The sequence below is a fragment of the Neobacillus paridis genome (assembly GCF_016765675.1).
Lineage (GTDB): Bacteria > Bacillota > Bacilli > Bacillales > Cytobacillaceae > Neobacillus > Neobacillus paridis.
In genome coordinates this window covers 1-13,052 of record NZ_JAESWB010000382.1, presented here as the reverse complement: position 1 = coordinate 13,052, position 13,052 = coordinate 1, and the positions used below count along the sequence as shown (strand labels likewise).

Sequence of the window (13,052 nt, the reverse complement as noted above, 5' to 3'; positions counted from 1 at the left end):
TCGTTTGATCAAGCAAAAAAAGAACCGAGAAAACGTACTAACGGTACGACTCCCGATTCTTTAAATCAGTACAAATAATGCTCCCGCTCCCCCATTTAGGAACCAACTTAATTACCGCAAGTTCCAACTCGAATTACGAGGGAAGAACTTAATTGGGGGAAGACAGAACGTAAATAATTATCTATCCATTTATTCCACTGTCACCGACTTGGCGAGGTTGCGCGGTTTGTCGACGTCGCAGCCGCGGTGCAGGGAGGCATAGTATGCCAATAATTGTAATGGAACCACAGAGATAAGTGGTGTTAATAATTCGTGTACTTCCGGCAGGACAAAGCTGTCTTCGTCCATGTTGAGACCCTGCATAGAAATGATACAAGGGTTAGCTCCGCGGGCCACGACTTCCTTGACATTGCCGCGAATACTTAAGTTTACTTTTTCCTGGGTGGCAAGGGCAACTACCGGGGTGCCGTCTTCAATTAAAGCAATGGTGCCATGCTTTAACTCTCCGCCGGCAAATCCCTCCGCTTGGATATAGGAAATTTCCTTAAGCTTTAGTGCACCTTCCAGGCAGACATAGTAGTCAAGCCCACGGCCAATAAAGAAGCAATTACGCGTCGTTGATAGAAATTCTCTTGAGATGATTTCAATCAGCTCTTTTGAATCACAAAGAACATCCATCGCATTGGCCACTAAACCAAGTTCATGAGAAAGGTCAAAGCCAATATCGATACCGTTGCTCTTGGCAGTTACCTCTGCCAGAACGGCCAGCACAGCGATTTGGGCTGTGTATGCTTTAGTCGAAGCCACGGCAATTTCAGGGCCGGCATGCAGCAGTAAGGTAAAGTCTGCCTCACGAGATAGAGTCGACCCTGGAACATTTGTAATCGTTAATGCCGGGTAACCCAACTCTTTTACCTTTACAAGAACAGAACGGCTATCGGCCGTTTCACCACTTTGCGAAATGAAAATAAACAATGGCTTTTTCGATAATAAAGGCAGATTATAACCAAATTCACTGGAGATATGAACCTCTACTGGAATCTTCGCCATTTTTTCCATAAACTGCTTGCCAACCAGGCCGGCATGATAAGAAGTCCCGGCTGCAATAATATAGATCCGGTCTGCTTCGTTTACCGCATCAATGATCTCTCGGTCGATGGTCAGTTCACCCTGTTCGTTCCGGTACGTTTGAATAATTTTTCTGATAACGGCGGGCTGTTCATCGATTTCCTTCAGCATATAATGCGGATAGGTACCCTTCTCGATATCACTTGCATCCAGTTCCGCTGTAAACGGTGGACGGTTTATGATCTCACCGTTCAAGTTTTGAATCGTCACTTCATCTTTTTTAACAACAACAATTTCTTTGTCCATTAATTCGACGAACTGGTTTGTCAATTGCAGCGTTGCCATGGCATCGCTGGCCACAACATTAAAGCCATTTCCGAGACCGACTAAGAGCGGACTTTTATTTTTCGCCACATAGATCGTTTCGCTGTCCTCAGCGTCTAATAGGGCAAGCGCATAGGAGCCATGTAACAGCTTCAGCGTTTTCCGGAAAGCTTCCAGGACATTTAAGCCTTCACCCACAAATTTCTCAACCAGCTGCACAATCACTTCTGTATCTGTTTCACTTTTGAAGGGAACGTCTGCTAAGAGTTCGCGTTTTAACAGTGCATAATTTTCGATGACACCATTATGAACCAAAGTAAACCGGCCGGTTGCACTTTGGTGAGGGTGAGAATTTTCTTTACTTGGAACCCCGTGAGTTGCCCAGCGGGTATGACCAATCCCGATGGTTGCAAACATGTCCTTATCAACAGCTCGACGTAAATCAGCAATTCGTCCTTTTTCTTTGAAAACATGAATACCCTGATCATTTTTTAAGGCAAGGCCTGCTGAATCGTAACCTCTATATTCAAGCTTTTCTAAACCTTTTAGTAGAATTTCTTTTGAGTCGTTATTTCCGATATATCCAACAATTCCGCACAAGTTCTTTTCCTCCCTGTCAAGGGGGCAAGAAACTTCCCGAGGGCATTACTTGCCCCCTTATCTCCGTTTTTTTGAGGTATCTGTTTATACCTTTTCCAAACATAAATCACAATATGCCGCATTTTCTTCCCTTTGTGCACAAGGTTGCCCCTGTGTTTTAAAGAAGAAATTTCGGTTGTGCGTTCAACCGGGAGGTATCCGCCGAAACCTTCGATAAACCTCCTCCTCGTCAACTAACCGACTCTCTTTCGATTAGTCCAGGCGCTTTAAAAAGAAATTTTGTCAGCTGCCCTCCTTTCAAGGAAATACAAAGCAAGTTAATACTACATGAAAAAGAGGAGACTAGTCAACAAAAAAGTAAAATTTTGTGGTACTCTCCACTTATCATAAAATATGCATAAAGGAATGTAATGTTCCCTTATGCATACCCATTTCCTCTTAATCTTTTAAGCCCATTTCCTGCTCAACAACGGCAACAATTCGAGTAACATAAGACGAGCAAAGCTCTTCTGTTGCTGCCTCAGCCATTACGCGAACGAGCGGTTCTGTCCCTGATGGACGCACAAGGATTCTTCCATTGCCGGCCATCTCAGATTCCACTTGTTCAATCACTTCTTTGACCTTAAGATTATCTGTTACATGATATTTATCGGTAACCTTGACATTCACCAGTTTTTGCGGGTACTTTTTCATTTCCCCTGCCAATTCACTCAGTGGCTTTTGGGTTGCCTTCATAATATTGACCAATTGCAAGCCGGTTAATAAACCATCACCTGTCGTATTATAGTCCAAGAAAATAATATGACCGGATTGTTCACCGCCTAAATTATAGCCATTTTTCTTCATTTCCTCGACCACATAGCGGTCGCCCACTGCCGTGGTAACACTTTGAAGGCCATTGGCTTCCAGCACCTTATAAAAACCAAGATTGCTCATTACTGTTGAAACAATCGTATTATGCTTAAGACGGCCATGTTCCTTCATGTATTTGCCGCAAATATAAAGAATCTGATCGCCATCGACGATGTTTCCATTTTCATCAATAGCGATCAAGCGGTCACCATCACCATCAAAGGCAAGACCAACATCGGCACCCTTTTCCTTCACAAAAGCAGCCAGTGCTTCAGGGTGTGTTGAGCCGACGCCGTCATTAATATTTAAACCATTGGGAGCTGCCCCCATGGTTGATAAGTCAGCGTCTAAATCAGCAAATAAGTAAGTCGCCAGTGAATGGGTTGCACCATGAGCGCAATCCAGGGCAATATGAATACCGGAGAAATCCTCTTCAACGGTGTTTTTCAAGTATTGCAGATACTTTTGCCCGCCTTCAAAATAATCCATCACCAAACCAAGATCTGCACCGATTGGACGAGGTAATTGATCCTCTGGTAAGTCCATTAATTTCTCAATCTCCAGTTCTTGCTCATCGGATAATTTGAAGCCGTCAGGACCGAAGAATTTAATCCCATTATCGGCAACTGGATTATGCGAAGCTGAAATCATGACGCCGGCTTGGGCCCCTAATGCCTTTGTTAAATAAGCCACACCTGGTGTCGAAATCACCCCAAGACGCATGACCTCCGCCCCAATCGACAATAGACCTGCCACTAGAGCCCCTTCCAGCATATGGCCGGAAATGCGGGTGTCACGTCCGATTAAAACCTTGGGACGGGCTTTATCTTTTGTTAACACATAACCGCCAAACCTGCCCAATTTAAAAGCCAGTTCAGGGGTTAATTCGCTATTCGCTATTCCCCTTACTCCGTCAGTACCAAAATATTTTCCCATAACAAACCGCTCCTTCAACATTTATTACTCGAAATTAAGCATTATTTTTAATGGTAATTTTTGCTGTGGATTTATTTAGCTTCCAATCGATATTAGGCGGACCGTCTACCTGAATATTGACATTGTGACTCCCCTCATCCATGTTGGAAAGATCAACATAAACATCAAAATCATCCGGACCTAATGATTGCAAAACAGCGCTTGGCCCATTTACAAGGATACTAATCATTTGATTATTCGGGTCATCTATCTCTGCGACAAAATCGCTGGCAAGTCCTTTTATTTTGATCGGAATTTTTGTGACTGTTTTTTCTTCTTGCTTATTAACAGTTACCTTAACTTTGACTGTCTGCGGTGTTACTTTGGTAATTCCATTGGAAATGATGACAGGCAATTCCAAGGTGGTATTATCCGTTATTTTGCTAACATTCACTTCCACCCGAACACTGTCGGTTCTTTTTAACACATCATCATTTGCGGAGATGACTGCTTCTCTTGTTTCAAGTTCAATTTTATCAATCGTTACACCTTTTGGTGGAGTTCCTTTTTGAACAATGCTGATTGGAACCTTCTTACTGTTATCCTTGATCGGGATCGTGACTTTGACTGTCTCTGGTTCAACCGTTACATCCAATTTATTTAAATTTTTATCTAAGACTTGCACATCTGCTGCTCTCGCTATCGTTTCTGTCAGTTTCTCTTTTTCTTCAATCGCCGCTTTGACGTAAGTGATCTGGTCAATCAGACTTTTCGCTCCGGTAATTTTAACCCGGGCCGGTTCCACAATCGGTTGCCCGGCTAGGTAGCCATCGGCAATCTGACTGCGATTAAACTCTCCTTCCACCTTATATTCCCTTGTGACTTTCTCTTGAACGGTCACGTAGACAAATTCCGGTTTAATCGTTGCCTTAATCCGATCATTTAAGTCTCTCACTTTGAGCTTGACCTTTTGTCTGCCAATTTTGGCATCCTTTAGGTCCACATATACTTCAAAGTTTCGCAGTGCTTTAGCCGTCTGAACGACTGTAATTGGGCCTTTTAAACTGACGTCTACTGTATTTGGAACACCGGTTACCACTAAATTATCGGTATCATAGTATGCTTTGACAGGGAAATCTTTTATGTCCTCTGTCCTTTGATCCAAAGGCACATTGACATCTTTTGTTCCCGGATTGACAGAGGAATAGAGCAGTACAGCTAACACCAAGGCAAGCCCTTTTATAAACCAAGGATTATCCATCAATTTATCCATTGCTTTTCCCCCTCCAGTTCCAACGGGCTGAAGAAGCTTGTTTTGTTTTGATATGCAGCAATAATTCATTGCTGAGCATTTCTCTTAATTCTTCTGCTTTTAAATCCCGGTGAAGTTCTCCATTTCTTGTTAGTGAAATACCACCGGTTTCTTCGGAGACAACAACCGTTATACTGTCCGTTACCTCGCTGATCCCCAACGCTGCCCGATGTCTCGTTCCTAATTCCTTTGAAATAAATGGGCTTTCGGACAATGGAAGATAGCATGCAGCCGCGGCAACATTATTTTTTTGAATTATGACAGCCCCATCATGAAGCGGAGTATTTGGAATAAAGATATTAATTAATAGTTCTGCAGAAATCTTTGAATTTAGCGATATTCCTGTTTCGATGTAATCACTCATCCCGGTTTCCCGCTCGATTGAGATTAGGGCGCCAATGCGCCGCTTGGCCATATAATCAGCTGCCTTGAGAATGGCTTCCACTGTTTTTTCCTGACCATCTTCGTCTGGACTCGTGCTCCTTGAAAAAAACTTTCCCCGTCCCAACTGTTCGAGGGCCCGCCTAAGTTCCGGCTGAAAGATAATGATAATGGCAAGAAAACCATAGGTGATGACCTGCTGCATCATCCAGCTCAACGTAGTTAAGCCAAAAAAATCACTGGCAACCCTGACAATTAAAATGACCAAAATTCCTTTTAATAACTGGACAGCCTTTGTTCCTTTGATTATATTTATTAGTTTATAAATGACATACCAGACCAGGAGAATATCAACAACACTCGATACATATTTCCAAAATGTCCAATCCGCAAACGGCATGTTTTTTCCTCCGTAATTTTGCTTAAAAAATACCTGTTGTCATGCAACTCATTTATTATAACATATTATGATATGGTCGTTTTAAAAAAACAAATCACCCTTTATGAGTGATTTGCGTCTATTTTGTTTCTCACTGTTCGAAAAACCCAGTAACTTCCTTGGCTGACTTTTTCATTTGATACCAAATCCAATCAAATACCTCATTAACCTCGTCAATCTGACCCGTTACATGTCCAGCCGAGGCGAGATATTTTTCCCCATGAATCACCGTCACATCGCCTTGAATTTCGCCCTCAATTTTCAATTTGCCATTGCGTACCACCACATCACCTTTAACTACTTCTCCTTTAGGAACAATGACCGTATTATTTTTGACTACTAAGTTCTTTTGATTGGTAACAGAAAATTCCCGATCCTGACTCCAGGTTGAAAACAGGCTGCCCATCATGAGGACAACAAACAGGGAGGCAGCAGAAAGAAATGGGTGATTTCTCAATAGGCGTGCGGCCAAAACCTTTTTCTTTTCTTTTGGCAAGCGGGCCAAAACATGGGCGGTAAAATCAGCAGGGGCCTGCATATTGGAAATACTTTTTACAAACGCAACTGTTTTTTTCAGTTCGTTAAATATAATTTCGCACTCTTTACAGCTTCGGAGGTGCTCTCTTAGGATCTGTTCCTTTTCTGGATCAATTTCTTCGTCCAAATACTGGTGCATAAGTTCTATGATATGTTCTGGACACATAAACAGCTTCACCTCTTACACATACCGTAATTGTTGTCTTAAAGCTTCCCGGCCGCGGTGAATTCTGGTCTTCACCGTTCCAAGGGGAAGCTCAAGAATTTCACTAATTTCATTTAAAGATAGATCTTCGATATATTTTAATACAATGGCCGAGCGGTATTTTTCCGGAAGTTTTAAGATTTCTTTTTGAACAATCTCTTGCAGTTCAAGGCTTTCTAACTCTGTTTCAGGCAGAGGTGTGTCGGACGGAATCTGCGAATACATCGTTAACCCTTCGGAACCGGCTACTTCTGCATCTAAATAGTAATCAGGCTTCTTCTTCCGCAATCTGTCAATGCATAAATTAGTAGCAATTCGAAAGAGCCAAGTGGAGAATTTTAAGTCTTGGTTAAATGATTTTATATTCACATAGGCGCGCAAGAATGTTTCCTGGGCGATATCTTCTGCTTCATGGCTATTTCCAAGCATTCGGAAACAGAGCTGATACACGCTGTTTTTATAAATTTCAACGATTTCCCCAAATGCATCTTGATCGCCTTTGATAACTTGTTTTATTCTTTTTTTTATAATTGCATCCATTCTATTACCTCAGCTCCAATGCTGCTAACCGATAATACGATTCGGTTGCAAAAAAGTTTCGTTTTTAACGAAATTAGTCCTTAATACCTTTAATTTTAACAAACAATTACTAGATATTGCTAAAAAATTGTGACAGAAATTTAGGTTTTGAGATGACTATAACAGACTATACCAACATTAAAATTTTTTATATGTATGTGATTCTCTATAGAGATTTTTCCCTGTTTCTAAATTAAAAACAGCTGCCGATGTTGAGAGCAGCTGCTTAGGTTTGAATTATAAAAGTTTTTCACCAAATAAGGAACCCATAAGTTCGACTGCAATCGAAGCTGTTTTGTTTCTTTCATCTAAAATTGGGTTGACTTCTACAAATTCCGCCGAGGTAATTAAATTGGACTCCTCTAACATCTCCATCGCTAAATGGCTCTCCCGATAACTGATTCCACCAATGACAGGCGTTCCTACACCTGGGCATTCGCTTGGATCTATTCCATCCAGATCTAATGACAAATGAACACCATCCGTTTTATCTTTCAGATAAGCAATCGTTTCCTCCATGACCCTGGACATGCCGAGGCGGTCAATTTCATGCATCGTGAAGACTTTAATGCCTTTTTCTTTTATTAAAATTCTTTCACCTTCATCTAACGACCTGGCTCCAATAATCACGACGTTCTCCGGTTTTACCTTGGGTGAATAGCCGCCGATTCCCGTTAACAAAGGATGTCCAATCCCAAGGCTGACGGCTAAGGGCATCCCATGAATATTTCCAGATGGGCTTGTCTCGGCCGTATTTAAATCACCATGAGCATCGTACCAAATTACCCCAAGGTTTTGATAGTGTTTTGCGACCCCAGCTAAGGTTCCGATAGCAATGCTGTGATCCCCTCCCAAAATAAGCGGAAAGGCCCCAGATTGAATAATCTCATCGACTTTCTCGGCGAGTACCGCATTTTTCTCAGCTACCAAATCCAAATTTCTCAAATTGGATTTCTTATCTACGATAACTTCAGGTCTGCCAATCGCGATATCGCCCAAATCATGAATTTCATCAAATAATGGCTTTAAGGACTCAATAATTCCCGCGTATCGAATAGCACTTGGCCCCATATCCACCCCGCGGCGCATTTGCCCTAAATCCATCGGCATTCCAATGATTGAAAGTCTCCTGTTCATCTATTATTCCCCCAGCCTTTTTTCTTATATTTTAACTTTTTACATTAGAATGACTCAACTTAACAGAATTTTGCATAAATATACGAATGGTTTGAAATTCAGTCGATAATGGCTTTATTTGGCATGCTTTATGATCAAAAAAGCTCAATGAACCTGGCTTGTCCAGCCGAGTATCATTGAGCTATCCTTCATTATTTATCCTAATTTCCGATTTGGAATCTTATCGATATTATCAAGCATGATTCCTGTTCCAACTGCTACGCAATCCATTGGGTTATCGGCTACAAGTACCGGCACCTTCAACTCATCCGCAAGTAGCATATCCATGCCGTGCAGCAATGCACCGCCGCCTGTTAAAATAACGCCGCGGTCAATGATATCGGCTGAAAGTTCTGGAGGCGTACGTTCAAGAACACTTTTTGCTGCTTGAACAATAACCGAGACGGATTCACGCAATGCCTGTTCGATTTCTTCCGAATGAACCGTGATTGTTCGCGGCAAACCACTGACCATGTCACGTCCTCTGATTTCCATTTCTTCTGAGCGCGATCCCGGAAAAACGGTTCCGATGTTAATTTTAATATTTTCAGATGTACGTTCACCAATCAATAGTTTGTACTCGCGCTTAATATAGTTCAAAATCTCTGTGTCAAACTTATCGCCAGCCATTTTAATGGAGGAAGAAGTCACGATATCGCCCATTGAAAGAACAGCAATATCTGTCGTTCCTCCTCCAATGTCAACTACCATGTTGCCGCTTGGTTGAAAAATATCCATCCCCGCGCCGATGGCAGCCACCTTTGGTTCTTCTTCCAAATACACTTTTTTTCCACCACTTTTTTCAGCAGCTTCACGGATTGCCTTTTGCTCAACACTTGTGATGTTTGTCGGGCAGCATATCAGAATACGCGGCTTAGACAAAAAGCCTTTGACATTGAGCTTATTAATAAAATGCTTAAGCATCGCTTCTGTAACATCGAAGTCAGCAATGACACCATCTTTTAGCGGACGAATGGCAACAATATTTCCCGGTGTCCGTCCCACCATACGGCGTGCTTCCTCTCCAACAGCCAATACACGATTGGTATTTTTGTCTATGGCAACTACAGAAGGCTCATTTAATACAATTCCACGGCCTTTTACGTGAATTAACACATTAGCTGTTCCTAAATCAATCCCAATATCCCTTGCAAACATTCTCTATTCTTTCCTCCTCGAAAGATTCCACATACTTTTCCTAATTGTTTATTCTACCATATTCATGTCAAATTCCATAACATTTTCATTAAAAGATGTTAATTTTTGATGAATATTGTCGGAAACGGAGGATTTTCAGAGAATAGTGAGTTTTATATGGATAAACAACAGATACATAATCAATTTGCAATTGATTATGTAACCGCCTCCCCCTCCTTTTCTTCTTTCTGGTATTTCATTTTTGTTGCTTCTCCACCCCGTAAGTGACGGATCGATTTATGATAATCTAAAATTTCTTTTACCTCGGTTGCAAGCTCAGGATTAATCTCAGGAAGTCTCTCGGTTAAATCCTTATGGACTGTACTTTTGGATACGCCAAACTCTTTCGCAATCACGCGAACCGTTTTCCTCGTCTCCACGATATACTTTCCAATCTTGATAGTCCTCTCTTTGATGTAATCGTGCACACTCTCGCCCTCCCTAAATTGGATGTGGAGTGTGAAATGAGACCCGCTTATCACTGTGACGAAATACTGCATCCGCATGGTTTGGTGTCAGGCACCGCAAAAAGACATTTGTCCACGTGGGGTGGACAGTATCTCGAAATAAATTTGGGACCATGCGGCAGAAAGTTAGTCTTTCTGAATCATACGATGAATAATTCATGTCCCCGGCTGAATTCCCGCTAACTTCAAACGACTCCTCACCTCAAACACTCTCTTTGTAAAGGTTTGTAACCATTGTATTAGCTTGGATATGGGTTTATGCACAAAATACACAAACAGGACAAGGGGGAAGGGAAATAATCAGATTGAAAACAAATTCACCTTCTTTTTCGACACATTTTATTTCGATTGTAAAAACATACTGATTCAATGCTTTTCTCGGAAATAGCCGAAAGTCAAGAATATTTCCCGAGAAATTTGTCGAATTATTCAATGGCTTATAAGTTAAAGTTACTGACCTAACCTTCATTGATTTTGGATTTCTGGCACATTTGGATTTCCAACAAAAAAAGTCGAGAACAACTCCCGACCATTTTTTGTAACTGATTATTCCTTCTTGTCGCCGAGGGCAAAGGTAATTTCGGCTTCGCAGGCAACTTGGCCATCTACGGTCGCAACAGCCTTTCCTTTCCCAATCGATCCGCGCAGCCGTACCATTTCAACCTCAAGCCGCAGCTGATCTCCCGGTTTTACCTGTTTCTTAAAACGACAGTTATCAATACCTGCAAAAAAGGCCAGCCGACCACGATTCTCCTCTTTTTTTAATACTGCAACGGCTCCTACCTGTGCAAGTGCTTCAACGATTAATACTCCTGGCATTACCGGATAATCGGGAAAGTGTCCATTAAAAAATTCCTCATTCGCAGAAACATTTTTAATGCCAACCGCTCGTTTTCCTTCCTCCACTTCTAAAATTCGATCGACCAGCAAAAAGGGATAACGGTGCGGAATAATTTCTTTAATTTGATCAATATCAAGCATATCGTTGGTACCTCCTACTAATAACAACTTATAATTCCATTTTACTATTAAAACTATCTAAAAGGGAAGGGCCTCAGGCGGCCCTTCCCTTTTATTTCTCTTTATTAACTAAATCTATAATATGAGTCCAGGTAGATTCCTTAAATACATCGGCAGCTTTTCCACCGCCCAGTACAGAGTATCCCACGACTGCTCCCGCTACAATGCTGACAAACATGAAGACAATCAATAAGATAAGGCGAAGCCAAATTGGAATAAGCCGGATCCTAATTCGTTTATTCGGCAATTCTGATATTTCTGCATTATTTGTTTGCTTATCTCTATTTTGTTTGACTTGAGATTTTTCTTTTTTAAATTCTTCCCTTGTTCTCAATTGTTCCTGATTTACATTATTTAAAGCCATCTTTATTCCCCTTTGCCGAAATCCGTATTTTTGCCTTAAGTACTTCTCTTACGGACCTGGTTAATTACCTCTTATTATAACCAATTTCAATTCGCGACTCGACAAAATTTTATTCTGCTTTCTTTTATTATAAAAAATTATACAGGAATGCACATTACTTTTTTAGGAAATTTCAATTGAGAGGCCTGTTTTGGGTTACTGCAGTCAGTTGAAATGCTGCTGAATATTAAAAAAACACAAGAGACGATAATCCCTTGTGTTCCAGTTTCAAAAATATGAGCCATGAAGGACTCGAACCTTCGACCCTCTGATTAAAAGTCAGATGCTCTACCGACTGAGCTAATGGCTCTAAAAATGGCTGGGCTAGCAGGATTCGAACCTACGAATGACGGAGTCAAAGTCCGTTGCCTTACCGCTTGGCTATAGCCCACCGAGATAAGAATAATATGTCCAAAAAAAAAGAAATTATGTATGGTGGAGGGGGACGGATTCGAACCGCCGAACCCTGAGGGAGCGGATTTACAGTCCGCCGCGTTTAGCCACTTCGCTACCCCTCCAACAAGTGCCGGCCAGAGGACTTGAACCCCCAACCTACTGATTACAAGTCAGTTGCTCTACCAATTGAGCTAGGCCGGCAAAGAAATAAAATATGGTGGAGGATGACGGGATCGAACCGCCGACCCTCTGCTTGTAAGGCAGATGCTCTCCCAGCTGAGCTAATCCTCCAATATGGTGACCCCTACGGGATTCGAACCCGTGTTACCGCCGTGAAAGGGCGGTGTCTTAACCGCTTGACCAAGGGGCCATAATAAAAAAATCAAGTAAGCTTCCAAGCGGGCTCGAACCGCTGACCTCTTCCTTACCATGGAAGTGCTCTACCTACTGAGCTATGGAAGCAAAGCTCAACATCTTGTAGACATAAAAATGGCTCCGCAGGTAGGATTCGAACCTACGACCGATCGGTTAACAGCCGATAGCTCTACCACTGAGCTACTGCGGAACAATGAAATATTGAATATACTCAATGCATAACTTGTGTCCCCGCCTCAGAAAGTAAATTCAAGAAGCGACTCGGCGTGTACAACTCGTAGCCGATTCATGAAGCTTTGCTCGTCTCTACCACTGAACTAATGCGGAACAATGAAAAATTGTTTATTTGAAATAAATTTCAATATAGCCCGGCAGCGTCCTACTCTCACAGGGGCGCGTGCCCCAACTACCATCGGCGCTGAGAAGCTTAACTTCCGTGTTCGGTATGGGAACGGGTGTGATCTTCTCGCCATCACCGCCGGACTATTTAGCTGACACTATTTTATTATAATGTCTTTTTGAAATTTTTCAAGGGGAAATCTAAATTTTTTCATTCCCTCAAAACTAGATAATACAGAAGAAGTTCCATTGAAGAACGAGTTCGCTTTCTGATTCATGTCTAGCTCCAGCGTCCAGCAACTAGTGTCTTTCGGTCTTTTCCCTACGATAAGTCAACATTGAATCGTTTCACTCTTCGTGTTTCCTTTATCTCAGTCAAAGCCCACCACAAGGAACACTTCGTCAGCGTAGGCATCGCACGAGGAAAAAGCATTAGCTTTTTCGAGGAAGCCATACGTTGCTAAGCG

The 13,052-nt window shown here is 42.0% G+C and carries 11 protein-coding genes, 8 tRNA genes and 1 rRNA gene; all 20 read right to left on the bottom strand.

Annotated features, from left to right (window positions below; genetic code table 11):
• Positions 1 to 189: 189 nt before the first annotated feature.
• Positions 190 to 1,992 (bottom strand): glutamine--fructose-6-phosphate transaminase (isomerizing), encoded by a 1,803-nt coding sequence (glmS, locus tag JK635_RS23545; RefSeq protein ID WP_202656392.1) that lies wholly within the window; start codon positions 1,990 to 1,992, stop codon positions 190 to 192.
• Positions 1,993 to 2,430: 438 nt separating this feature from the next.
• Complete coding sequence (gene glmM / locus JK635_RS23540) at positions 2,431 to 3,780, bottom strand: phosphoglucosamine mutase (protein WP_202656391.1); 1,350 nt, start codon at positions 3,778 to 3,780, stop codon at positions 2,431 to 2,433.
• A gap of 34 nt (positions 3,781 to 3,814) precedes the next feature.
• Complete coding sequence (locus JK635_RS23535) at positions 3,815 to 5,032, bottom strand: CdaR family protein (protein ID WP_202656390.1); 1,218 nt, start codon at positions 5,030 to 5,032, stop codon at positions 3,815 to 3,817.
• Positions 5,025 to 5,852: a diadenylate cyclase CdaA gene (gene cdaA, locus JK635_RS23530; protein ID WP_202656389.1), complete on the bottom strand. Its 828-nt coding sequence runs from the start codon at positions 5,850 to 5,852 to the stop codon at positions 5,025 to 5,027. Before cdaA ends, JK635_RS23535 begins: the two co-directional genes overlap by 8 nt.
• Positions 5,853 to 5,982: 130 nt before the next feature.
• Positions 5,983 to 6,594: an anti-sigma factor family protein gene (locus JK635_RS23525; protein ID WP_202656388.1), complete on the bottom strand. Its 612-nt coding sequence runs from the start codon at positions 6,592 to 6,594 to the stop codon at positions 5,983 to 5,985.
• A gap of 15 nt (positions 6,595 to 6,609) precedes the next feature.
• Entirely contained in the window at positions 6,610 to 7,173 is a 564-nt protein-coding gene (sigW, locus tag JK635_RS23520) for an RNA polymerase sigma factor SigW (RefSeq protein WP_202656387.1), read from the bottom strand.
• 276 nt (positions 7,174 to 7,449) lie between these two features.
• Entirely contained in the window at positions 7,450 to 8,349 is a 900-nt protein-coding gene (gene rocF / locus JK635_RS23515; RefSeq protein WP_202656386.1) for an arginase, read from the bottom strand.
• 195 nt (positions 8,350 to 8,544) lie between these two features.
• A complete protein-coding gene (locus tag JK635_RS23510; RefSeq protein WP_202656385.1) occupies positions 8,545 to 9,546 on the bottom strand; it encodes a rod shape-determining protein in 1,002 nt (333 codons plus the stop codon).
• 194 nt (positions 9,547 to 9,740) lie between these two features.
• Positions 9,741 to 10,013: a sporulation transcriptional regulator SpoIIID gene (gene spoIIID / locus JK635_RS23505; RefSeq protein WP_202656384.1), complete on the bottom strand. Its 273-nt coding sequence runs from the start codon at positions 10,011 to 10,013 to the stop codon at positions 9,741 to 9,743.
• Positions 10,014 to 10,598: 585 nt separating this feature from the next.
• Positions 10,599 to 11,033 carry a 3-hydroxyacyl-ACP dehydratase FabZ gene (fabZ, locus tag JK635_RS23500; protein ID WP_202656383.1) on the bottom strand — a complete coding sequence of 145 codons (435 nt, stop codon included), beginning with the start codon at positions 11,031 to 11,033 and terminating at the stop codon, positions 10,599 to 10,601.
• A 91-nt stretch (positions 11,034 to 11,124) separates the two neighbouring features.
• On the bottom strand, positions 11,125 to 11,436 hold the full coding sequence (locus JK635_RS23495) for a DNA-directed RNA polymerase subunit beta (RefSeq protein ID WP_202656382.1): 312 nt from the start codon (positions 11,434 to 11,436) through the stop codon (positions 11,125 to 11,127).
• Positions 11,437 to 11,712: 276 nt separating this feature from the next.
• Positions 11,713 to 11,785 (bottom strand) — tRNA-Lys (locus JK635_RS23490).
• Between the two features lie 6 nt (positions 11,786 to 11,791).
• Positions 11,792 to 11,866: transfer RNA gene (locus JK635_RS23485), tRNA-Gln, on the bottom strand.
• 42 nt (positions 11,867 to 11,908) lie between these two features.
• Positions 11,909 to 11,993, bottom strand: a tRNA-Tyr gene (locus tag JK635_RS23480).
• A gap of 6 nt (positions 11,994 to 11,999) precedes the next feature.
• Positions 12,000 to 12,072 (bottom strand) — tRNA-Thr (locus JK635_RS23475).
• Positions 12,073 to 12,086: 14 nt separating this feature from the next.
• Positions 12,087 to 12,162: transfer RNA gene (locus JK635_RS23470), tRNA-Val, on the bottom strand.
• Between the two features lie 4 nt (positions 12,163 to 12,166).
• Positions 12,167 to 12,241: transfer RNA gene (locus JK635_RS23465), tRNA-Glu, on the bottom strand.
• A gap of 19 nt (positions 12,242 to 12,260) precedes the next feature.
• Positions 12,261 to 12,333 (bottom strand) — tRNA-Thr (locus JK635_RS23460).
• A gap of 28 nt (positions 12,334 to 12,361) precedes the next feature.
• Positions 12,362 to 12,436: transfer RNA gene (locus tag JK635_RS23455), tRNA-Asn, on the bottom strand.
• Between the two features lie 176 nt (positions 12,437 to 12,612).
• Positions 12,613 to 12,729, bottom strand: a 5S ribosomal RNA gene (gene rrf, locus JK635_RS23450).
• Positions 12,730 to 13,052 lie beyond the last annotated feature (323 nt).